Genomic DNA, 22166 nt, shown 5'->3' with positions numbered 1-22166 from the left:
GCCGTGGCGGCGGGGGTCGTCGGCGGGGTGCTGCTGCTGAGCGGCTGCGGGGCCGTCGACCTGCCGCTCGTGGGGGTGCGGGCCGCGCCGGACGGGACGCCGTACGCGGTGTTCCGTCCGTGCGGCGACGACGGCTACCGGAACCCGTACCTGGACGGGCGGCCGCACGGCGGCGCCGGCGGGCCCGTCATCACCGGCTGGGACGCGGAGAAGGAGGGACTGCGCGGCGCCGCCGACTTCCCTCTCTTCGCCCCGCCCGCCGGCTGGGCCGCCCGGCACCGGGGTCCGCGCCGGCCGCTGCCCCGGCACCACTACGTCCTCGGGTTCGGGCAGTAAAGCGGCGGCGACTCCCACAACGGGACGGTCGAGTTCACCACCGAACAGCTCGCCCGGCTGAGGCCGGGGCAGGTGTGGGCGGACGGACGGGTGCTGAGCGGGCGCGCGTTCGAGCGGCTCGCGGCGGACTCGTGCTGAGCGGTGCCGGTGTGCCGTGCTGCGGATCGGGCAGGAGCGGACCATGGTGGAGGACATGACCACACCGCAGGATCTTTTCCTCGTCAGCCTGGACGTCCCCGGGGAGCACCCCGTCGAACAGGGCGATCTGTCGCTGGCGCTCGCCGGGGCCGAGCTGATCGACCTGCTCGGCGCGCGGGCGCTCACCCTGGAGGGCGAGCGCGTCGTCCCGGGGCCGGTGCTGACCACGGGTGACCGGATGCTGGACGAGGCGGGGGCCCGGCTCCGGCGCGAGGAGCCGTACGAGACGGTCGCGGACTGGCTGTGGCGGCGCGGCGAGGGGCTGGCCGTGGCCTACCACGACGTCCTGGAGGCGGCGGGGCAGCTCGCCGGGGAGCGGCGCCACCACTGGCTGCCCCGGCGGAGCGGCAGGGCCGCGTCCCCGGCCGACACCGCCGTGCGGCGCCACGCCACCGACCGCTGGGAGTCCCGCGACCCGGTGCTCACCGGGCTCGCGGCCACCCTCGGCATCGGCGCCGACCGCCCCGCCGGGGACGGGCCCGAGGACGAGGCGGTCGTCACCGTGCTGATCGCGGTCGGCGACGCGGTCACCGAACTGGGGGCGGTGCGCGAACGCCGCCGCATCGAGACGGTGGCGTTCGACAACATCTGGCGGGCGCCGTGAGCGACCGGCGGGACTATTCCGCCGGTTCCACGCCCGCCCGGAGGAGGCCGTAGGTGTAGGCGTCCTCCAGGGCCTGCCAGGACGCGGCGATGACGTTCTCCGCCACGCCGACCGTGGCCCACTCGCCGGAGCCGTCGGAGGTGGAGATCAGTACGCGGGTGGTGGAGGAGGTGCCGTGCTTGCCCTCCAGGATGCGGACCTTGTAGTCGACCAGCTCCAGCTTGGCGAGCTGCGGGTAGATCCGCTCCAGCGCCACCCTCAGGGCCCGGTCGAGGGCGTTGACCGGGCCGTTGCCCTCGGCGGTGGCGACGATCCGCTCGCTCTTGGCCCACAGCTTGACCGTGGCCTCGTTGGCGTGGGTGCCGTCGGGGCGGTCCTCCACGATGGCCCGCCAGGACTCCACGTCGAAGTACTTCAGCGGCCGGCCCTCCACCTCGGCGCGCAGCAGCAGTTCGAAGGAGGCGTCGGCGGCCTCGTAGGTGTAGCCCTTGAGTTCGCGTTCCTTCACGCGCTCGACCACGCGGCCGACCAGCTCCCGGTCGCCGCCGAGGTCGATGCCGAGTTCCTTGCCCTTCAGCTCGATGGAGGCGCGGCCCGCCATGTCGGAGACCAGCATGCGCATGGTGTTGCCGACCAGCTCGGGGTCGATGTGCTGGTACAGGTCGGGGTCGACCTTGATGGCGGAGGCGTGCAGCCCGGCCTTGTGCGCGAACGCCGACACTCCCACGTACGGCTGATGCGTGGACGGGGTGAGGTTGACGACCTCGGCGATGGCGTGGGAGGTGCGGGTGGTCTCGCGCAGCCTGCCCTCGGGCAGCACCTTCTTGCCGTACTTCAGCTCCAGGGCGGCGACCACCGGGAACAGGTTGGCGTTGCCGACGCGTTCGCCGTAGCCGTTGGCCGTGCACTGCACGTGCGTGGCGCCCCCGTCCACGGCGGCCAGGGTGTTGGCGACCGCGCAGCCGGTGTCGTCCTGGGCGTGGATGCCGAGCCGGGCGCCGGTGTCGGCGAGGACGGTGGAGACGACCGCGTGCACCTGGGCGGGCAGCATGCCGCCGTTGGTGTCGCACAGGACGACGACGTCCGCACCCGCCTCGGCGGCGGTGCGGACGACGGCCTTGGCGTAGTCGGGGTTGGCGCGGTAGCCGTCGAAGAAGTGCTCGCAGTCCACGAAGACCCGGCGGCCCCGGCCCACCAGGTACGACACGGTGTCGCGGACCATCTCCAGGTTCTCGTCCAGGGTGGTGCGCAGCGCCAGCTCCACGTGCCGGTCGTGCGACTTGGCGACCAGCGTGATCACCGGGGCGCCGGACTCCAGCAGCGCGTTCACCTGCGGGTCCTCGGCGGCCGTGGTGCCGGCGCGGCGGGTGGCGCCGAAGGCGACCAGCTGGGCGTGGCGGAAGTCGATCTCCTGGCGGGCACGGGCGAAGAACTCGGTGTCCCGGGGGTTCGCACCGGGCCAGCCGCCCTCGATGAAGCCGACGCCGAAGTCGTCCAGGTGCCGGGCGATGGCCAGCTTGTCCGCGACGGTGAGGTTGATCCCCTCGCGCTGCGCCCCGTCGCGCAGCGTGGTGTCGAAGACGTGGAACGAGTCGTCGAGCTCGCTGGTTGCCGTCTCGGTCATGGTCTCAAGGCTCCTGTTGTGGATCTTCGGTCTTACCGGAATGACCGGCTCCACCATCCCCCCAATCCTCCCGCGCGCTCCGCTTCCGGCTGAAGGTGGGCCGGAAAACGAAAAAACCCCTCGCGGGTGCGAGAGGTCTGCGCGCGGGTCGAGGACGACGGTGGCCACCCGCACCTGGTCGTACGAGGTGGTCACTGCGGACCGGCGCGCCTGCTGCCAATAATCATGGCGAACGAGAGCACGGGGGAAGTCTGGCACAGCCCCGCCCCCGGCTCACCGCCCGTCTCAGGATGCGGTCGTCAGACTGGACTCCCCGTCGCCCGCCCCGGTTCCCTCGGCGGCCTTCACCCGGGCCAGGTCCAGGTCCTTCGTCTCGCGCATGGTGACGTACACGATCAGGGAGACGGCGGCGCAGGCGGCCACGTACCAGTAGAAGCCGGACTCGATGCCGCCCTTCTTGAACCACAGGGCGACGTACTCGGCGGTGCCGCCGAAGAGGGCGTTGGCGATGGCGTACGGCAGGGCCACGCCGAGCGCGCGGATGCCGGTCGGGAACAGCTCGGCCTTCACACAGGCGTTGATCGAGGTGTAGCCGGTGATCACGACCAGCGCGAGCAGGGCGAGGCCGAGGGCGGGCCAGTAGCCGTCCACGTGCCTGAGCAGCGTCATGATCGGCACGGTGAGGAAGGTGGAGCCGACGGCGAAGGTGATCAGCAGCGGGCGGCGGCCGATGCGGTCGGACAGGGCGCCGGCGAGCGGCTGGAGGCAGGCGAAGACGATCAGCGCGGTGAAGGAGACCAGGGTCGCGGTCTGCTTCGACAGGCCCGCCGAGTTGGACAGGTACTTGGTCAGATAGGTGGTGTACGTGTAGTACGCCACCGTGCCGCCCATGGTGAGGGCGATGACCAGGAACGCCTCCCGCTTGTGCTGCCACAGGGCGCGCAGGGTGCCGCGCTCGGCGCTGTGCGAGGTGTCCTCCGCGTACACCTCGGTCTCCAGCATGCTGCGGCGCAGGTAGAAGATGACGGCCGCGCCGAGCGCGCCCACGATGAACGGGATGCGCCAGCCGTAGCTGTGCAGGGCGTCGTCGGACATGGTCCGCTGCAGGATGATCTGGAGGCCGAGGCCCGCGATCTGGCCGGCGGTCATGGAGACGTACTGGAAGCTGGAGGCGAAGCCGCGCCGGGCGGGGTCCGACGCCTCGGTGAGATAGGTGGCGCTGGCCGCGTACTCGCCGCCCACGGACAGGCCCTGGAGCAGCCGGGCGACGAGCAGGACGAGCGCGCCGCCGTAGCCGGCGACGCCGTAGGTGGGGGCCACGGCGATGAGGACCGCCGAGGCCGACATGAGGGTGACGGTCAGGGTGAGCGCCGCCTTGCGCCCCTTGCGGTCGCCGACCCTGCCCAGCAGCCAGCCGCCCACCGGGCGCATGAAGAAGCCGACGGCGAAGATGCCGGCGGTGTTCATCAGCTGTGCGGTGGGGTTGCCGCTCGGGAAGAACGCGCCGGCGAAATAGGTGGCGAAGCTCGCGTACACGAACCAGTCGAACCACTCGACCATGTTCCCCGCCGAGCCGACCCAGATCTTCTTCCAGTGTTGACGTCCCATGGGCCGGTACATGCCCCGAGCGGGAGTGAACGATTCCTGAGCAGCGCCCCCGAAGGGGCGCGGGGCCGTATCGATATGCGGCTCCGCCGCGTGAGCGCGAGCGACCACGACGGCGCCGCGGCTAAACGACTGCCAACGCGTCCTCGAAGAACTCCCGCACATGCAGAAGCACTCGCTCACGATCGGTACCGCGCAACCCGATGGCCACATGGATCGAGAACCCGTCGAGCAGCGCACGCGTCCGCGTGGCGAAGCGGTCCGCGTCCACCCCCCGGAACTCCCCCCGCGACACCCCCTCGGCGATCAGCGCGACCAGGTCGCGGTGCCAGGCGCCCTCGATCGCGGCCTGCCGCTCGCGCGCGGCCCCGTCGGCGTTCTGCGAGCGGTTCCAGACCTCCAGCCACAGCGTCCAGTGCGGGTCCCGGTGGCCTTCGGGGACGTACAGGTCGACGTACGCCTCCAGCCGCTCCCGGGCGGTCCCGGGACCGGCGAGCAGCCGGGCCCGCCGAGCGCCGAGCCGGCCCTCGCTCCACTCCAGGGTCTGGAGCAGCAGCTCGTCCTTGGAGTGGAAGTAGTACAGCAGATGGCCGCTGCTCATGCCGACCTCGCGGCCGAGCCCCGCCATGGTGAGCTTCTCCAGACCGCGCTCGGCGATCATGCCCATGGCGGCGGCGAGGACCTCCTCGCGCGGCGGCGCGTTCCTGCGCGCCCGGCCCGCACCGGCCATCTGCTGCTCCTGTGTGTGTCAGACCTTCGGCTGCTGCTGGGTGATGCAGTGGATGCCACCGCCACCGGAGAAGATCGTACGGGCGTCCACCAGGGTCACCGTCCGCTCCGGGAACAGGCGGCGGAAGATCCCGGCGGCGGTCTCGTCGCGCGGGTCGTCGAAGCCGCACAGGACCAGGCCGCCGTTGCAGATGTAGTGGTTGATGTAGGAGTAGTCGGCCCAGTGGCCGTCGGCCTCCAGGACGGTCGGCGCGGGCACCTCGACCACCTCCAGGGCGCGGCCCCGGGCGTCGGTCGCCGACCTCAGCAGGCCGATGACCTCCTTGGTGACCTCGTGGTCGGGGTGGGCGGGGTCGGGCTGGTGGTGGGCGACGACGACGCCGGGGCGGGCGAAGGCGGCGACGATGTCGACGTGGCCGAGGGTGCCGAAGCCGTGCGGGGGGTAGTCGCCGGTCAGGCCGCGCGGCAGCCAGATCGCCTTGCTCGTGCCGAGGTGGGCGTGGATCTCCGCCTCGACCTCCGCCCTGGACCAGTGCGGGTTGCGCTCGGGGCCGAGCTGCACGGTCTCGGTGAGCAGGACGGTGCCCTCGCCGTCGACGTGGATCGCGCCGCCCTCGTTGACCAGCTTCGAGGCGTACGTCTTCGCGTCCGTGAGGCCGGCGACGTACGCGCCGACCTTGGAGTCGTGCTCCCAGCGGGCCCAGTGCTGGGCGCCCCAGCCGTTGAAGGTCCAGTCGACGGCTGCCAGCCGGCCCTTGCCGTCGGTGAGGAAGGTGGGGCCGATGTCCCGCATCCAGGCGTCGTCCAGCTCCCGTTCGACGGTGTCGATCCCGGGGCCTAGCAGGGTCCGGGCCTCGGCGGACTGGCCGGGACCGCAGACGACCGTCACCGGTTCGAAGCGTCGGATCGCGCGGGCGACGGACGCCCAGGCGGCGCGGGCGGCGGCCAGGTCGGCCGGGTCGTCGAAGGTGGGGTTGGGGCCCGGCCACGCCATCCAGGTGCGCTCGTGCGGGGCCCACTCGGCGGGCATGCGGAAGCCGTCGGCGGCGGGGGTGGTCATGCGCGGAGTCCTTAGAGGAAGTAGAGGCGGTTCAGGGAGACGGAGTCGGCCGGTGCCGAGCGCAGCGGGTCGCCGTCGAGGGTGACCAGGCCGGTGCGCCGGTCCACGTCCACCGCGCCGATGCGGGCGTTCAGGCGAAGGTCGGCGGGGCCGATGCCGCGGGTGCCGCGCACGGCGACCCGGCGCCGGCGGGTGGGCAGCGTGTCGTTCCCCTGGTCGACGGCGGCCTGCGCGACGAACGCCACGGAGAGGTCCGCGGCCGTGGCGCCGTACGCCCCGAACTGCGGTCCGAGGACGAGGGGTTCGCAGGTGTCGGTGGCCGCGTTGGGGTCGCCGACCACGCCGTACGCCGGGAAGCCGGCCTTCAGTACGAGCTGCGGCTTGGCGCCGAAGTACTCCGGGCGCCACAGCACGAGGTCGGCGAGCTTGCCGACCTCGATCGAGCCGACCTCGTGCGACAGTCCGTGCGCGATGGCCGGGTTGATCGTGAGCTTGGCCATGTAGCGCAGCACGCGGGCGTTGTCGTCGCCCTCGCCGTCGCCCTCCAGCGGGCCCAGCTCGGCCTTCATCTTGCCGGCCATGGCGAAGGTGCGGCGGACGGTCTCCCCGGCCCGGCCCATGCCCTGGGCGTCGGAGGAGGTGATGCCGATCGCGCCCAGGTCGTGCAGCACGTCCTCGGCGCCCATGGTGCCGGCCCGGATGCGGTCGCGGGCCATGGCGGCGTCGCCGGGCAGGTCGGGCTTGAGGTCGTGGACGGAGACGATCATGCCGTAGTGCTCGGCGACGGCGTCCCGGCCGAAGGGCAGGGTGGGGTTGGTGGAGGAGCCGATGACGTTCGGGACACCGGCCATCTTCAGCACGTTGGGCACGTGTCCGCCGCCGCAGCCCTCGATGTGGAAGGCGTGGATCGTGCGGCCCTCCAGCACCTTCAGGGTGTCCTCGACCGACAGGCACTCGTTCAGGCCGTCGCTGTGCAGGGCCACCTGGACGTCGTGCTCTTCGGCGACCCGGAGCGCGGTGTCCAGCGCCCGGGTGTGGGCGCCCATGTCCTCGTGCACCTTGAAGCCGCTCGCCCCGCCCTCGGCCAGGGCCTCGATCAGCGGTGCCGGATGGGAGGACGAACCCCGGCCGAGGAAGCCGATGTTGACCGGCCAGGCGTCGAAGGCGTTGAAGGCGTGGCGCAGCGCCCAGGGCGAGTTGACGCCGACGCCCCAGACCGGGCCGAACTCCTGCCCGATGATGGTGGTCACCCCGGAGGCGAGGGACGCCTCCATGATGCGCGGCGACAGCAGGTGCACATGGGTGTCGACGGCGCCGGCGGTGGCGATCAGGCCCTCGCCGGACACGATGGAGGTGCCGGTGCCGACGACGACGTCCACGCCGTCCAGGGTGTCCGGGTTGCCGGCCCGGCCGATGGCCGCGATGCGTCCCTCGCGGATGCCGATGGACACCTTGCGGATGCCCTGCACCGCGTCGATGACCACGACGTTGCTGATCACGACGTCGCAGGTGTCGCGGACGGCGGCGGCCTTCAGGTGCAGTCCGTCGCGGGCGGTCTTGCCGAAGCCGGCCAGGAACTCGTCGCCGTACCGCTGGGAATCGGACTCGACGCGGATCGTCAGCCCGGAGTCGCCGAGGCGGACCCGGTCGCCGGCGCGCGGGCCGTGGGTGGCCGCGTAGGCGTGCGGGTCGATGTGGATCGACCGGCTCACCTCTCGTCCCTTCGAGCGGCTCATCGCTCCTCGTCTCCTTCCGGGGTCACTCCCAGATAGCCACAGGCGGCGGCCCTGCGCAGGGCCTCTTCCCGCGCGCCGGGCGCGTCCAGCGGCCCGTCGACCAGGCCGGCGAAGCCGATCGCGATCCGCTCGCCGCCGATCGGCACGAGCGCGACCTCCTCGCTCTCGCCGGGCCCGAAGCGGACCGAGGAGCCGGCGGGCACGGCGAGCCGCATGCCGTAGGCGGCGCGGCGGTCGAAGTCGAGGCGCGGGTTGGCCTCGAAGAAGTGGAAGTGGGAGGTGACGGAGACCGGCACGCCGGCGGTGTTGGTGACGCGCAGCCGGACGGCGGGCCCGGGGTCGGCGTGCTCGGGACCGGGCAGCAGCGCGCCGGGAGCGTCCTCGCCCAGGCCCCCGCCGATGGGGTCGGAGACGACCGCGAGCCGGGAGCCGTCGTCGAAGACGGCCTCGACCATCACCTCGGTGACGACGTCGGCGACGCCCGGCAGCACGTCCTCGGGGCCGAGCACCGAGCGGGCGGCCTCGATGGCCTCGGCGAGCCGCCTGCCGTCGCGGGCCGCCTCGCAAACGGTGTCCGCGATCAGCGCGGTGGCCTCCGGCACGTTCAGCCTCAGGCCGCGCGCCCGGCGGGCCCGGGCCAGCTCCGCGGCACCGAAGAGCAGCAGCCGGTCACGTTCCGTGGGGGTCAGTCTCACGACGCGGCACCTCCTTGTCCTCCACGTCTTGCAGACATTAGAGCATCACTCTAATCAGAGAATCCATGGAGAGATGGCATTGGATGGCGATCTGTCCCATGTCACATCGAGCGTCGCTCTAACGCGGTCGCACGTCCGCGCGCACGGCGAAGGGGCGCGGGGAGCCGCGCGATCGTTCCCGACGACCGGCAGCCGCCCCACGCCCCTGTGCGGACGTGCGAGCCGCGAGGTTAACCGACCTGGTGACGCCATCCGTGCTTGTCCTCCATCAGGCCGCGCTGGATGCCCAGCAGGGCTTCCCGCAGCCGCATGGTGACCGGCCCGGGCGTACCGTCGCCGTGGGACCACGCGTCCGTCTTGGTCTTGACGTGGCCGATGGGCGTGACCACCGCGGCGGTGCCGCAGGCGAAGACCTCGGTCAGCGCGCCGGACGCCGCGTCCTCGCGCCACCGCTGGAGGGTGATCGTGCCCTCCTCGGCCTGGTAGCCGAGGTCGCGGGCGACCTGGAGGAGGGAGTCGCGGGTGATGCCCTCCAGGATGGAGCCGGTGAGCGAGGGGGTGACGATCCGGTCGCCGTAGACGAACGCCACGTTCATGCTGCCGGACTCCTCGACCTTGGTGCGGGTGACCGCGTCGAGGTAGACGACCTGGTCGCAGCCGTGCGCGGCGGCCTCGGCCTGCGGCAGCAGGGACGCCGCGTAGTTGCCGCCGGTCTTGGCGTCGCCCGTGCCGCCCGGGACCGCGCGGACGTGGTCCTCGGCGACCCAGATGGTGACCGGCTTCACGCCACCGGCGAAGTAGGCGCCGGACGGGGAGGCGATCAGCATGAACAGGTACTCGTTGGCCGGGTGGACGCCGAGCGCGGCCTCCGTGGCGAACATGAACGGCCGCAGGTACAGGGAGGCCTCTCCGCCGTGCGGGGGGACCCAGTCCGCGTCCTGCGTGAGCAGCGCGTCCAGCGCGCCGATGAACAGCTCCTCGGGCAGCTCGGCCATGGCCATGCGGCGGGCGGAGTTGCGGAACCGGCGGGCGCTGGCCTCCGGGCGGAACACCGCGACCGAACCGTCGGGCTGGCGGAACGCCTTCAGGCCCTCGAAGATCTCCTGGCCGTAGTGCAGGACGTGCGTGGAGGGGTCGATGGAGATCGGGCCGTACGGGACGAGCTGGGCGTCGTGCCAGCCGCGGCCCTCGGTCCACTTGATCGTCACCATGTGGTCGGTGAAGTGGCGTCCGAAGCCGGGGTTGGCCAGAATCGCCTCGCGCTCCGCGGCGGCGAGTGGGCTGGCGGACGGCTTGAGCTCGATCGTGGGCGTCGTCATCAGTGGTTGTCCTTCACCGGTTGTAGTGACGGGCCGCGCTCACGCCTGCACTCTCGGTCGTCGGTGCTAGGACGTCCGAGCAATCCCTCATATCGCGGCTCCGTGTTCGATTATCGCGCGGGGCCCGCGGCAGAAGGGAACGGGGGTGAAGCGGTCCCGGGGTTGATGGTGACACCCGGCGGGACACGTCAGAAGCCGCCGGGTGCGGTGGCGACCCGGCGGCTTGGGTGTAGCGCGGCGGGTCAGCCGGCTACGCGTACGGCGAGCGCGTCGCCGATCTCGGAGGTGGAACGGGCCGGCCGGCCGGCGCGCTCGGTGAGGTCGGCGGCGACCGCGGTGTCGATGCGGTCGGCCTCCGACTCGTAGCCCAGGTGGCGCAGCAGGAGGGCGACGGACAGGACGGTGGCCGTGGGATCGGCCTTGCCCTGGCCGGCGATGTCCGGGGCCGAGCCGTGCACCGGCTCGAACATGGACGGGAACTCGCGGCTGGGGTTGATGTTGCCGGAGGCGGCCACGCCGATGCCGCCGGAGACGGCCGCGGCGAGGTCGGTGATGATGTCGCCGAAGAGGTTGTCGGTGACGATGACGTCGAAGCGGCCGGGGTCGGTGACGAGGTAGATCGTCGCCGCGTCGACGTGGATGTAGTCGGTGGTGACCTCGGGGTACTCCGCGGCCACCCGGTGGAAGACGTTCGTCCACAGGTGCCCGGCGAAGGTCAGCACGTTGTTCTTGTGGACCAGCGTGAGCTTCTTGCGCGGGCGGGCCTGGGCGCGCTCGAAGGCGTCGCGGACGACGCGCTCGACGCCGTAGGCCGTGTTGACGGACACCTCGGTGGCGACCTCGTGCGGGGTGCCCTTGCGGATGGTGCCGCCGTTGCCCGTGTACGGGCCCTCGGTGCCCTCGCGGACGACGACGAAGTCGATCTCCGGCTGGCCGGCCAGCGGGGTGGCGACACCGGGGAGCAGCTTGGACGGGCGCAGGTTGACGTGGTGGTCGAAGGCGAAGCGGAGCTTCAGCAGGAAGCCGCGCTCCAGGACGCCGGACGGCACGGACGGGTCGCCGATCGCGCCGAGCAGGATGGCGTCGTGGCCCCCCAGCTGCTCCAGGTCCGCGTCGGTGAGGGTCTCACCGGTGGCGTGGTAGCGCTGGGCACCGAAGTCGTACTCCTTGGTCTCCAGCTTCACATCCTGCGGCAGGACGGCGGAGAGGACCTTCAGACCCTCGGCCACGACCTCCTGGCCGATGCCGTCACCGGGGATCACTGCGAGATTGATGCTGCGAGACATGTCGGCACCCTACTCCTCGTCCCAGGTGATGACACACGATGTCCGCCATGCGGACAGTCGGGCGGGTGGCGGAGTGCCCGCCCGGCCATGGCTCAGTGGCCGGTCTGGCCGCCGTTGTCCCGGCGGTCGAGGGCGCGCTGGAGGGCGGCGGCGGCGTTCTTGCGGTCGGACTCGCTCGTGCGGGACTCGTGGCGGACTCGGCGGCGGACGGTCGTCTCGGCCATGGCAATCGACTCCTTCGGCATGCGTGGAGCACGGCTGTGAGGGGGGTGTGCGAGTCGCCGGAAGGGGCGGGGAGCGCTTGGCCGCAGGGGTTGCCTGCGCGGGCCGGCTCACGACCGCCATTCGCTGGATGGAGCGAGACGTTCGGCTTCTTTCACGTTAAGGGAGCGGCCCGCGCCTGTCTGCACAATTACTCGGACTTCCTACTATCTGAGACGACGACGCCGCTGAGCTGCGCTTTTACCGCGCAGCCCGACGCGCCGTCAGGTGATGTCGCCGTCCCGCCAGTCGAAGACCAGTTCCCCGGACGGGTCGGGCGGGCCGGCGAGAGCGGGCCACAGGTACACCCCGCCCTCCTCGTCCGGCAGCCGGACGACGCCGTCGGGCGAGAGGGCGTGCACCTGTCCGGGCCAGCGCCGCCAGCCCCGGGCGGCGTACAGCAGGGCGCCCTCGTCGCTCGCCGACAGCGCGCCGAGGTCGTAGGCCCGGTCGAGCACCCGCTCCAGCGCGCCCATCACCCGCCCGCCGAGCCCGGTCCGCCGTACGTCGGCCCGGACGGCGACGGCTTCGACGTATCCGGTGCGCAGCCACCGTCCCCGGTGCCGCAGCCGGCGCATCACGAGGGCCCCGTGTGCGGCGAGACCGCCGTCGTCCCGGATCAGCACGTGCGTCCCGCCGAGCCCGTGGTCCCAGTCCTCGTCCGAGAAGTCCCCGTCGAAGGCGCGGTCCAGCAGGGCCCGTACCTCCCGCAGTTCGGCGGGGTCGAGACCGGCGGTGTGGGCGAGGCGCGGTCGAGGAGTCATGGCGGCAGTATCGCCCGCCGGACATGGCGACGGCCCGGCAGGCCCGCTGCGGTGAGCGGGCCTGCCGGGCCGGGATCGCGGGGGCGGTCAGCCCATGTGCGGGTAGGTGTAGTCGGTCGGCGGGACCAGAGTCTCCTTGATGGCGCGGGTCAGGGTCCAGCGCAGGAGGTTCTGCGGGGCGCCGGCCTTGTCGTTGGTGCCGGAGGCCCGGCCGCCGCCGAAGGGCTGCTGGCCGACGACGGCGCCGGTCGACTTGTCGTTGATGTAGAAGTTGCCCGCGGCGAAGCGGAGCTTCTCCATCGTGTACGCCGCCGCCGCGCGGTCGTTCGCGATGACCGAGCCGGTGAGGGCGTAGTCCGACACCGACTCCATCTGGGTCAGCATCTCGTCGTACTGGTCGTCCTCGTAGACGTACACCGCGAGGATCGGGCCGAAGTACTCGGTGGTGAAGACCTCGTTCTCCGGGTCGGTGCACTCGATGACGGTCGGGCGGACGAAGTAGCCCACCGAGTCGTCGTAGGAGCCGCCGGCCACGATGGTGCAGGAGGGGTCGGCCTTGGCGCGGTCGATGGCGGCCTTGTTCTTGGCGAACGAGCGGTCGTCGATGACGGCGCCGAGGAAGTTCGACAGGTCGGTGACGTCACCCATGGTGAGGTAGTCGACCTCGGCCGCGAACTCCTCCTTGAAGCCCGAGTTCCAGATGGAGGCCGGGATGTAGGCGCGGGAGGTGGCGCTGCACTTCTGGCCCTGGTACTCGAAGGCACCCCGGGTCAGGGCGGTCTTCAGGATCGCGCGGTCGGCCGACGGGTGGGCGACCAGGAAGTCCTTGCCGCCGGTCTCGCCGACCAGACGCGGGTAGGAGCGGTACTTCTCGATGTTGTTGCCGACCGTCTTCCACAGGTACTGGAAGGTCTTGGTCGAGCCGGTGAAGTGGATGCCCGCGAGATCCCGGTGCTCCAGGGCGACCTCGGAGACCGCGATGCCGTCGCCGGTGACGAGGTTGATGACGCCCTTGGGCAGGCCCGCCTCCTCCAGCAGCTCCATGAGCAGCACGGCGGCGTGGGTCTGGGTCGGGGACGGCTTCCAGACCACCACGTTGCCCATCAGGGCGGGGGCGGTGGGCAGGTTCGCCGCGATCGCCGAGAAGTTGAACGGCGTGATCGCGTAGACGAAGCCCTCCAGCGGGCGGTGGTCCAGGCGGTTCCACACGCCCGGGGAGTTCGCCGGGGGCTGCTCGGCCAGGATCTGGCGGGCGTAGTGGACGTTGAAGCGCCAGAAGTCGACCAGCTCACAGGGGCTGTCGATCTCGGCCTGCTGGGCGGTCTTGGACTGGCCCAGCATGGTGGACGCGGCGATCGTCTCGCGCCACGGGCCGGCCAGCAGCTCGGCGGCGCGCAGGATGATCGCGGCGCGGTCGTCGAAGGACATCGCGCGCCAGGCCGGGGCGGCGGCCAGGGCCGCGTCGATGGCGTCCTGCGCGTCCTGCCGGGTGGCGTGCCGGCCGGTGCCGAGGACGGCCTTGTGGTTGTGCGGCTGCACGACCTCGAACGGCTCGCCGCCGCCCAGCCGCTTCTCGCCGCCGATGGTCATCGGCAGGTCGATCGGGTTCTCGGCCAGCTCCTTGAGCTTGGCCTCCAGCCGGGCGCGCTCGGGCGAACCGGGGGCGTAGCCGTGCACCGGCTCGTTGACGGGGGTGGGGACCTGGGTCACAGCGTCCATGAGATCCGTAACTCCTTGTACGTGAGCGGGTGGTGTGGCTCAGCCCTTGCTGACCATGGAACGGAGGAAGAACCGCAGGTTGGCGGGCTTCTCCGCCAAGCGGCGCATGAAGTAGCCGTACCAGTCGGTGCCGTAGGCGGTGTAGACGCGCATGCGGTGGCCCTCGGCGGCCAGCCTCAGGTGCTCCTCGCTCCGGATGCCGTACAGCATCTGGAACTCGTACTCGTCGAGCTTACGGCCGGCCTGGTGGGCCAGCTCCTGGGCGATGGCGATCAGGCGGGGGTCGTGGGACCCGATCATCGGGTAGCCCTCGCCCTCCATCAGGATCCGCAGGACGCGCACGTAGGCCTTGTCGATCTCGTGCTTCTGCTGGTAGGCGACCTCGGCGGGCTCCTTGTAGGCACCCTTGACCAGGCGCACCCGGCTGCCGGCCGCGGCGAGGCGGCGGGCGTCGGCCTCGGTGCGGAACAGGTAGGCCTGGATGACGCAGCCCGTCTGCGGGAAGTCCTTCCGCAGCTCCTCGTGGATGGCGAACATCGAGTCGAGGGTGGTGTGGTCCTCGGCGTCCAGGGTGACCGTCGTCCCGATGGCGGCGGCGGCCTCGACGACCGGGCGGACGTTGGCGAGGGCCAGCTCGTGTCCGCCCTCCAGCGCTTGGCCGAACATCGACAGCTTGACCGACATCTCGACCTTCTCGCCCAGCTCCAGGCCCTTGAGGCGGTCGATCAGCTCCAGGTAGGCGTCCCGGGCGGCGGTGGCCTGCTCCGGGGTGGTGATGTCCTCGCCGACGACGTCCATCGTCAGCTCCAGTCCCTTGGCCGTCAGGTCCTCGATGATCGGGACGATGTCGGCCACGGCCTCGCCGGGTATGAAGCGGTCGACGACCTGCTTGGTCACCGGGGCCGCCGAGATCAGGCGTCGCATCCGGTCGCTGCGCGACGCGGCGAGAATCACGGGACCCAGCACGGGGCACCTCCACAGACAAGCACCAAAGGGGCCGTCACCCGACGATTCGGGTACGGCACGGAGAACCACCGTGAAACCTATGGATCGCTCCGATCCTGGGCCATCGACAGCTGTCACGCATCCGTGCCCGGGATCTCAGACAGATGTATGAACGTGGCCGGGAAATGGGGGAGAATGCCCGGGTGGCGGCTGAATTCAAGGCGGATTACCAGGAGCTGGTGGACGAGATCTCCGAGCTGCTGGGGGTGCCCGCGACCCTGGAGAACCGCGACTTCGAGCTGATCGCCTTCGGGGCCTACGACAGCGAGGACGAGCTGGACCCGTCCGCGCTGGACCCGGTGCGCACCCGCTCGATCCTGACCCGGCGCTCCACGGCCACCGTCCGGGCCTGGTTCGAGGGGTTCGGCATCACCCGGGCGACCGCGCCGGTGCGCATCCCGCCCAGTCCGGAGGCCGGTGTCTACCGGGGCCGGATCTGCCTGCCCGTGCGCCACCGCGGCGTCGTCCTCGGCTACGTCTGGCTGCTGGACGGCGACCCGGGGCCGACGGACGCCCAGCTCATCGCGGCCATGGGGGTGGCGGACCGGATCGGCGCGCTGCTCGCGGACGAGGCGGAGGCCGGGGCCGGGCTGAGCCGGGAGCTGCGCGCGGTGCTCACCGCGGACCGGGGCTGGCAGCGGGACATGGCGGTGGCCGAACTGCGCACCGCGCTCGGCCCCCGCGCCGACGGCCCGCACACGCTGGTCTGCGTGGCGCCCTGGCCGTCGGCCGACCCGGACGACGTCCCCGCCCCGCGCACGGTCCCGCACGCCACGGCCCTGTGCACGCTGCCGTGGGGGGCGGCCGGCCTGAGCCTCGCGGTCCTGGTACGGCTGCGCAGCGTGGACACGACGGCCCCCGCGACGGCCGCGGCCACCCGGCTGCTGAAGGAGGCCGAGGAGTCGCGGGGGGCGCGCACGCGCGGGGCCGGGGCGCGGACCGCGGCGGCGGTGGCGGCGCGGCCCGGCGCGGCGGCCGGGCCGGCCGCCCGGGCCACCGGGTGCGCCGCCGGCATCGGGGAGCCGGGCACCGGCCTCGCCGAGCTGGGCACCAGCTGGCAGCAGGCCCTCGACGCCGCGCGCGCCGCGCTGGCCGAGCCGCGGCTCGGGCCGGTGGCCCGGTGGGCGCGGATCGGGGCGTACCGGCTGCTGACCGCGCTGCCGCCGGAGACCGCGCACGACAGGGTGGTCGGCTCGCTCCTCTCCCCCGCCCACGGGGAGCTGGCCCGCACGGCGGAGGTCTACCTCGACTGCGCGGGGCAGGCCGGCCGTACGGCGTCGGAGCTGGGCATCCACCGCCAGACGCTGTACTACCGGCTGTCCCGGGTGGAGCAGCTGACCGGCCTGGACCTGGACGACGGCGAGGACCGGCTGCTGCTGCACATGGCGTTGAAGCGGGCACGGTTGTGAGCCTGGCCCGGCTCATGCGGTGGGTGCCGTGCCGGTGAGCGCGGCGAGGGCGCGGGGGAGGGTGTCGGCGCCGGCGGGGCGGGCGGCGATGTGGCCGTCGGGGCGGACGAGCAGCGCTCCGTGCGGGCCGAGACCGAGGGTGTCGGCGTGCCCGGCGGGCAGGGGCGCGACGCGCAGGGGCCAGGGGCCGGGAGGCGGTGGCCAGTGGGCGGGGTCCGCGGTGAACAGGGTGAACCACTCGCCGCAGACGTCGAGCGTGGAGCGGCCGGGACCGAGCCAGAGGTGGGGCATGCGACGACCCGGGCCGGCGGTGGGGACGTAGTCCGGGCCGGTGTCCTCGGGGACGGCCGCGCTGTCCGCCAGGACGGCGGTGGAGCGGTAGGTGACGCCGAGTACGAGGCCCAGTTGGGCGAAGTACCGATCGGTCCAGGGGACTTCGGCCGGAGCCGATGCCGTCGTGCCGGTGCGGAGCTGTTCCCGGCGCCGGTCCAGCACCCGGGCCGCCAGCCTCGTGTTCGACACCGCCTGGCTCAGGGTCGTGCGGGCGACGGGCCGGCGTTCCGCCTCGTAGCTGTCCAGCAGGGCCGGGGCCGCCCACCCCCGGAGCACACCCGCCACTTTCCAGCAGAGGTTGTGCGCGTCGGCGATGCCCGCGTTCATGCCGAGCCCGCCGATGATCGGGACCGTGTGCGCGGCGTCGCCGGCCAGCAGGACCCGGCCGCGGCGGAAGCGGTCGGCGACGAACGCGGTCATCACCCAGTGCTGGACGCGGACCACGTCGGCCCGGACGCCCGCGCCGGGGCCGAGGGCGTGCGCGACGACGGCCGGCCAGTCGGCGGTGTCCGGGTCCTCGGGCGTGGGGCCGAACCACGCCCAGCCGCCCTCGGGATACAGCGGCAGGAAGGAGCCGTGCGCGGTGAAGTAGACCCCGGCGGGCCGCCGGGCGCACCAGCGGCCGAGGTCGGCGTCGAAGACGACGGTGGTGAAGGCGCCGAGCTCCCCCGGTCCGCCGGTGCCGATTCCCAGCAGCCGGCGGACGGTGGAGTGCGCGCCGTCGGCGGCGAGGAGGCAGCGGGCCCGGACCCGCGTCCCGGACCCGGGCCCGGCGAGCCGCGCCACGACGCCGTCCGGTTCCCCGGTCAGCCCGACGAGTTCACAGCCGAACCGTACCGGCGTGTCCGCCGCGCCGAGCAGGAGGGGCTCCAGCCGGTCCTGCGAGGTGAGGACACCGGTCACGGGGCTCTCGGGCACCGGCGCGCGGACCCCGGTCATGGCGGCGGTGGCGAAGTCGGGGCCGCTCAGGGTGTCGCGGAAGCGGACCCGGCCGAACTCCGGCGGGAAGGCGCGGGCGGCGACCGGGCCGGCCAGTCCCAGCCCGCGGAAGATCTCCATCGAGCGGACGTTGACCAGCCGCGAGCGGGGGAACGGCGACAGCTCCCGGCGCCTGTCGACCAGCAGCGCGGGGACGCCCCACCTGGCCAGCAGCGCCCGCGCGGTGAGCCCGACCGGCCCGCCGCCCACGATCAGCACCGCCGTCTCCGCGTCCGCTACCGGCATCCCGGACGCCGTTCCGCGCGGCGGGTCCGCCCCATGGGTTCAGCCTGACGCGCCCGCCGGCCGCCCGCAAACCGGCGGATCAGCGCCCTTGGGCCGCGTCCATCACCCGCCGCAGACCCTCCGTGAGCTGCTCGGCGGTGGTCGCCGTGTCCGGGTCGAAGAGCCACTGGACCATGAGGCCGTTGAGCAGGGTCTGGTAGAGCCGTCCCTCGGTCTCGGCCCGCTCCGGGTCCACGTCGGCCTCCGGGATTCCGCCGACCAGGGCGACGAGCCCGCTCCGGCCCTCCTCCTGGGCCTCGGCCAGCAGCTTGCGGACGTCGGCCAGCCGCTCGTCCTGGAACATCAGCTCGAAGCTGAGCAGCCAGACCGGCCGGGCCTCGGGAACCGTGCGGATGACGGCGGCCCACACCTCCTGGAAGCGTTCCAGGGAGCCCGGCGGCTGGGTCATCTCCCTGGCCGGCGGCGGGGCGAAGCGCTCGCCCAGGCCCTCGATCAGCGCGATGTACGCCTGGACCAGCAGCTCGTCCTTCGAGCCGTAGTGGTAGCCGATCGACGCCAGATTGGTGCCCGACTCCTTGACGATGTCCCGCGCGGTCGTGCGCAGGAAGCCCTTCCGCAGCAGGCAGCGCTGGGCGCCTTCGAGCAGATCCTCACGGTGTCCCATGCGGACACTCTACGCCGGGCTCATACAACCGTCCTAGACAACCGACTTATACAAATGTCATAGACAATCGTTTAAGACGGTCGTACAGTCCTCGCCATGACCAACCCGACGAGCACCCTCCCCCTCGGCGCCCCGGGCGCCCCCGTCCGCGCCGGGCGCCGTGAATGGACCGCGCTCGGTGTGCTGATGCTGCCGCTGCTGCTGGTCTCCATGGACGTCTCGGTGCTGTACTTCGCGACCCCCGCGATCAGCGCCGACCTGCGGCCGACCGGCACCCAGCAGCTGTGGATCTTCGATGTCTACGGCTTCGTCCTGGCCGGTCTGCTGATGACGATGGGCGCGCTCGGCGACCACCTCGGCAGCCGCCGGCTGCTGCTGTGCGGTGCCGCCGCCTTCGGAGCCGCCTCCCTGCTCGCGGCCTACGCGAGCAGCGCCGAAACCCTGATCGCGGCCCGCGCGGTGCTCGGCCTCGGCGGCGCGACCCTGATGCCGTCCACGATGGCCCTGGTGCGCACGATGTTCACCGACCCGGCCCAGCGCGCCAAGGCGATCGGGCTGTGGTCCGGCGTGATGACCGGCGGCATCGCCCTCGGCTCGGTGCTGAGCGGCATCCTGGTGGAGCACTTCTGGTGGGGCTCGGTGTTCCTGGTCAACCTGCCCGCGATGGCGCTGCTGCTCGTCCTCGGCCCGGTGCTGCTGCCCGAGTCCAGGAACCCGGCGCCCGGCCGCTTCGACTGGACGGGCATCCCCCTGTCGATGGCCGCCGTGCTGCCCCTCGTCTACGGTCTGAAGGAGATCCCCTCCGAGGGCTGGCACCCCCGGTACGTCGCCGCGCTCGCCGCCGGCCTGTGCTTCACGGCCCTGTTCGTCCGGCGCCAGCGCACCGGCGCCGCCCCGCTGGTCCCGCCGGCCCTGTTCCGCGGCCCCGGCTTCACCCCGGCGCTGCTGCTGACCATGGTCAGCGCGTTCGGGATGATGGGCTCGGCCATCTTCACCACCCAGTACCTCCAGTCCGTGCTCGGCAAGAGCCCGCTGGCGGCGGCGCTGTGGAGCCTGCTCCCGTCGGTGCTCATCGGGGTCGCCGGACCGGTCGCCGCCGCGCTCGTCCAGCGGGGCGTCCACCGCGGGCACGTCGTCACCGCCGGCTTCGCGGTCGGCGCCGCCGGATACGGCCTGCTCGCCCTCGCCGGCACCGACTCCCTGTGGCTGGTGCTGGCCGCGGCGGGCGTCCTGGCCTCCGGAGTGGTCATGGTGCTGTCCCAGCTGACCGACCTCGCGATGAGCGGCGCGCCGGTGGAGCGGGTGGGCACCGCCTCCGCGCTGCTGGAGAGCGGCACGGAGTTCGGCGGCGCGCTCGGCATGGCGGTCCTCGGCTCCATCGGCACGGCCCTCTACCGCCACGAGATGCCGGCCGGCGCCTCGGCCCAGGCCCGCGAGACCCTGGGCGGGGCACTGGCCGACGCCTCGCGGCTGCCGGGCGGGGCGGGCGAAGCCCTGCTGGCGACGGCACGGGAGGCGTTCACCAGCGGGATGCGGGGGGCGGCCCTCGCGGGGGCGGTGCTGCTGGCGCTGGCGGCGGTCGGGGCGGCGGTGACGCTGCGCCGGACCGAGGGCGCGCGGAAGCAGGAAAAACGCCGGACGGACTGACAGAAGTCAGCCCGTCCGGCGTTCTACTCGTGGCTCAGACCAGGTTGACCGACCGGGCCGACGTGGCCCCGATCTCCGCGGCGAGCTCGGCCAGCACGGCGGCGCCCACCGTGTCGTCCACGGTCAGGACGGCCAGCGCCTCGCCGCCCACCGCCGCACGGGCGACCTGCATGCCGGCGATGTTGATGCCCGCCTCGCCGAGGATGCGGCCGACGGTGCCGACGACACCCGGACGGTCCTCGTAGCGCAGCACCGCCATGTGGTCGGCGAGCGCCAGGTCGACGTCGTACTCACCGACCGCGACGATCTTCTGGACGTGCTTCGGGCCGGCCAGCGTGCCGGAGACCGACACCTCCTCGCCGGTGCCCAGCGTGCCGCGCACGGTCACCACGTTGCGGTGTTCGGCCGACTCCGAGCTGGTGGTCAGGCGCACCTCGACACCGCGCTCCTGGGCGAACAGCGGCGCGTTGACGTAGGACACGGTCTCGTCCACGACGTCCTCGAAGACGCCCTTGAGCGCGGACAGCTCCAGCACCTTCACATCGTGCTGGGTGATCTCGCCGTAGACCTCGACGTCGAGGCGGACCGCGACCTCGCCGGCCAGCGCGGTGAAGATCCGGCCGAGGCGCTCGGCCAGCGGCAGGCCCGGCTTGACGTCCTCGGCGATGACGCCGCCCTGGACGTTGACCGCGTCCGGCACCAGCTCGCCGGCCAGGGCGAGGCGGACGGACTTGGCGACGGCGATGCCGGCCTTCTCCTGCGCCTCGTCGGTGGACGCGCCCAGGTGCGGGGTGCAGACGACCTGGTCCAGCTCGAACAGCGGGGAGTCGGTGCACGGCTCCTTCGCGTACACGTCCAGGCCGGCGCCGGCGACCCGGCCCTCCTTCAGGGCCGCGTACAGCGCCGCCTCGTCCACGATGCCGCCGCGCGCGGCGTTGACGATGCGCACGCTCGGCTTGACCTTGCGCAGCGCCTCGTCGCCGATCAGGCCGAGGGTCTCGGGGGTCTTGGGCAGGTGGACGGTGATGAAGTCGGAGACCTCCAGCAGCTCGTCCAGCGACAGCACCTTGACGCCCATCTGCGCGGCTCGCGCGGGCTGCACATAGGGGTCGTAGGCGACGACCTTCATGCCGAACGCGGACATGCGCTGCGCGACGAGGGCACCGATGCGGCCCAGGCCCACGACACCCAGCGTCTTCTCGGCCAGCTCCACACCCGTGTACTTGCTGCGCTTCCACTCGCCGTTCTTCAGCGCGGCGTTGGCCTGCGGGATGTTGCGGGCGGTGGACAGCAGGAGACCGCAGGCCAGCTCGGCCGCGGTCACGATGTTGGAGGTGGGGGCGTTGACGACCATCACGCCGGCCTTGGTGGCGGCGGCGACGTCGACGTTGTCCAGGCCGACGCCGGCTCGCGCGACGACCTTGAGCTTCTTCGCGGCGGCGATGGCCTCGGCGTCGACCTTGGTGGCCGAGCGGATCAGGATCGCGTCCACGTCGGCGATGGCCGGCAGCAGATCGGAGCGGTCGGCTCCGTTGCAGTGCCGGATCTCGAAGTCCGGACCGAGTGCGTCGACGGTGGCGGGCGACAGCTCTTCAGCGATGAGTACGACAGGTTTCGAGCTCACGTGAGTCCTCACATGTGCGATGCGGACGGCCGTCCCGACGGCCGCAGGCGGTGGAGGGGGGCTAGCCGCGGAAGACGCACGACGCTGTGGGCCTGACGCGTGTTGTGCAGAAGTGTAGTGGCGCGGCGCGATCTGTATTACGCCTCCGCGGAAGGATCACCCGGATGAGAGGCTCCACTTTGTACGGAGCCCGGGCGAGAAGCCGCGTGGGGGGGGGGGGGGGGGGGGGGGGAGAGGCAAACAGGGAGGGGGGGGGACCCTCTTTTCCCCCCCCCCCCCCCCTTTTCCCCCTCCTTTCTTTTTTTTTTCCCCCGTTTTTTGGGA

19 protein-coding genes are annotated in these 22166 nt (G+C 72.4%); 4 read left to right on the top strand and 15 right to left on the bottom strand.

Annotated features, from left to right (window positions below; translation table 11 throughout):
• The first annotated feature begins 3 nt into the window (after positions 1-3).
• Positions 4-336 (top strand): hypothetical protein, encoded by a 333-nt coding sequence (locus ACZ4W9_RS23915; protein ID WP_467939053.1) that lies wholly within the window; start codon positions 4-6, stop codon positions 334-336.
• Positions 337-529: 193 nt separating this feature from the next.
• The gene (locus ACZ4W9_RS23910; RefSeq protein ID WP_467939051.1) at positions 530-1138 is read left to right on the top strand and encodes a GOLPH3/VPS74 family protein; all 609 of its coding nucleotides are present in this window, start codon (positions 530-532) and stop codon (positions 1136-1138) included.
• A gap of 13 nt (positions 1139-1151) precedes the next feature.
• Here ACZ4W9_RS23910 and cimA read toward each other — a convergent pair whose 3' ends face one another.
• The 12 genes from cimA to ACZ4W9_RS23850 all read right to left on the bottom strand — a co-directional run bounded on the left by cimA (position 1152) and on the right by ACZ4W9_RS23850 (position 14902).
• Positions 1152-2762 (bottom strand): citramalate synthase, encoded by a 1611-nt coding sequence (gene cimA / locus ACZ4W9_RS23905; RefSeq protein ID WP_467939050.1) that lies wholly within the window; start codon positions 2760-2762, stop codon positions 1152-1154.
• A gap of 285 nt (positions 2763-3047) precedes the next feature.
• Positions 3048-4370 (bottom strand): MFS transporter, encoded by a 1323-nt coding sequence (locus ACZ4W9_RS23900; protein ID WP_467939049.1) that lies wholly within the window; start codon positions 4368-4370, stop codon positions 3048-3050.
• A 121-nt stretch (positions 4371-4491) separates the two neighbouring features.
• On the bottom strand, positions 4492-5097 hold the full coding sequence (locus ACZ4W9_RS23895; protein WP_467939047.1) for a TetR/AcrR family transcriptional regulator: 606 nt from the start codon (positions 5095-5097) through the stop codon (positions 4492-4494).
• Between the two features lie 18 nt (positions 5098-5115).
• Complete coding sequence (locus ACZ4W9_RS23890; RefSeq protein WP_467939045.1) at positions 5116-6156, bottom strand: agmatine deiminase family protein; 1041 nt, start codon at positions 6154-6156, stop codon at positions 5116-5118.
• Between the two features lie 11 nt (positions 6157-6167).
• Entirely contained in the window at positions 6168-7892 is a 1725-nt protein-coding gene (locus tag ACZ4W9_RS23885) for an urease subunit alpha (RefSeq protein WP_467939043.1), read from the bottom strand.
• A complete protein-coding gene (ureA, locus tag ACZ4W9_RS23880) occupies positions 7889-8587 on the bottom strand; it encodes an urease subunit gamma (RefSeq protein WP_467939041.1) in 699 nt (232 codons plus the stop codon). Before ureA ends, ACZ4W9_RS23885 begins: the two co-directional genes overlap by 4 nt.
• Before the next feature lie 230 nt (positions 8588-8817).
• A complete protein-coding gene (locus ACZ4W9_RS23875; RefSeq protein ID WP_467939039.1) occupies positions 8818-9906 on the bottom strand; it encodes a branched-chain amino acid aminotransferase in 1089 nt (362 codons plus the stop codon).
• A gap of 242 nt (positions 9907-10148) precedes the next feature.
• Positions 10149-11192 carry a 3-isopropylmalate dehydrogenase gene (locus tag ACZ4W9_RS23870; protein WP_467939037.1) on the bottom strand — a complete coding sequence of 348 codons (1044 nt, stop codon included), beginning with the start codon at positions 11190-11192 and terminating at the stop codon, positions 10149-10151.
• 92 nt (positions 11193-11284) lie between these two features.
• Complete coding sequence (locus ACZ4W9_RS23865; RefSeq protein ID WP_467939035.1) at positions 11285-11416, bottom strand: hypothetical protein; 132 nt, start codon at positions 11414-11416, stop codon at positions 11285-11287.
• A gap of 261 nt (positions 11417-11677) precedes the next feature.
• A complete protein-coding gene (locus ACZ4W9_RS23860; RefSeq protein WP_467939033.1) occupies positions 11678-12217 on the bottom strand; it encodes a GNAT family N-acetyltransferase in 540 nt (179 codons plus the stop codon).
• Between the two features lie 87 nt (positions 12218-12304).
• Positions 12305-13936: an L-glutamate gamma-semialdehyde dehydrogenase gene (gene pruA, locus ACZ4W9_RS23855; protein WP_467939031.1), complete on the bottom strand. Its 1632-nt coding sequence runs from the start codon at positions 13934-13936 to the stop codon at positions 12305-12307.
• A gap of 39 nt (positions 13937-13975) precedes the next feature.
• Positions 13976-14902 (bottom strand): proline dehydrogenase family protein, encoded by a 927-nt coding sequence (locus ACZ4W9_RS23850; protein WP_467939029.1) that lies wholly within the window; start codon positions 14900-14902, stop codon positions 13976-13978.
• A 143-nt stretch (positions 14903-15045) separates the two neighbouring features.
• On the opposite strand from ACZ4W9_RS23850, the gene ACZ4W9_RS23845 reads away from it, so the two are divergent.
• A complete protein-coding gene (locus ACZ4W9_RS23845; RefSeq protein ID WP_467939027.1) occupies positions 15046-16350 on the top strand; it encodes a PucR family transcriptional regulator in 1305 nt (434 codons plus the stop codon).
• Positions 16351-16362: 12 nt separating this feature from the next.
• Here the strand turns inward: ACZ4W9_RS23845 and ACZ4W9_RS23840 are convergent, their stop codons facing one another.
• Together ACZ4W9_RS23840 and ACZ4W9_RS23835 are read right to left on the bottom strand one after the other, a co-directional pair.
• Complete coding sequence (locus ACZ4W9_RS23840) at positions 16363-17907, bottom strand: FAD-dependent monooxygenase (protein ID WP_467939025.1); 1545 nt, start codon at positions 17905-17907, stop codon at positions 16363-16365.
• A 79-nt stretch (positions 17908-17986) separates the two neighbouring features.
• Positions 17987-18571 (bottom strand): TetR/AcrR family transcriptional regulator, encoded by a 585-nt coding sequence (locus ACZ4W9_RS23835; protein WP_467939023.1) that lies wholly within the window; start codon positions 18569-18571, stop codon positions 17987-17989.
• Positions 18572-18667: 96 nt separating this feature from the next.
• Here ACZ4W9_RS23835 and ACZ4W9_RS23830 point away from each other — a divergent pair, with 96 nt between their 5' ends.
• On the top strand, positions 18668-20218 hold the full coding sequence (locus tag ACZ4W9_RS23830) for an MFS transporter (protein ID WP_467939021.1): 1551 nt from the start codon (positions 18668-18670) through the stop codon (positions 20216-20218).
• 34 nt (positions 20219-20252) lie between these two features.
• Here the strand turns inward: ACZ4W9_RS23830 and serA are convergent, their stop codons facing one another.
• The gene (gene serA, locus ACZ4W9_RS23825; RefSeq protein WP_467939019.1) at positions 20253-21842 is read right to left on the bottom strand and encodes a phosphoglycerate dehydrogenase; all 1590 of its coding nucleotides are present in this window, start codon (positions 21840-21842) and stop codon (positions 20253-20255) included.
• Between the last annotated feature and the right edge of the window lie 324 nt (positions 21843-22166).

It is taken from the genome of Streptomyces sp. NPDC029296 (genome assembly GCF_055569255.1).
The sequence above is the reverse complement of the archived record's forward strand: the minus strand, read 5'-3'. Positions and strand labels throughout refer to the sequence as shown.